The organism is Polaromonas sp. P1_G2 (genome assembly GCF_056405515.1).
Genome location: NZ_JBFUBY010001325.1, coordinates 1 through 422 on the forward strand (window position 1 = coordinate 1; position 422 = coordinate 422).

Annotated in this window: 1 protein-coding gene; it reads right to left on the reverse strand. The window is 57.3% G+C overall.

All coding sequences use genetic code 11. The features are described 5' to 3' along the window. The coding region (locus AC1D0P_RS30380) for a type II secretion system protein GspD (RefSeq protein ID WP_477680129.1) at positions 1–422 on the reverse strand (422 nt) is incomplete at both ends.

Here is a 422-nt window from a genome sequence, read left to right on the forward strand (position 1 = left end):
GCACCTGGTCGCCGACCTGCAGCGTCGCCTGCTGGTTGTTGATCACCATCAGGTTGGGCGAGGAAATGACCTTGACTTTGGTCAGGCTCGAAATCGCGCTCAGCGCGGACTGGACGTCATTGGTCGTATGTGTCCAGGAAAAGCCGGGAAAGGACGGCGTCGGCACGCCATTGTCGGTATCGGTCAGGGCAAAGCTGTTCTTGCCATGCTCGAAATACCAGTTCATGCCATATTTCAGCTGGTCGTTCAGCGTCACTTCGGCGATCACGGCTTCGAGGAAAACTTGCGTCGGCACGACGTCGAGTTGCTGCAGGATCTGCTCGATGCGATGATATTCGCGCGCGGTTGTCGAAATCAGCAGTGCGTTGTTTTCGATGTCGGCGACAATCTTGGGTCCGGCAGCGTTCTGATCGCTCTGGGCG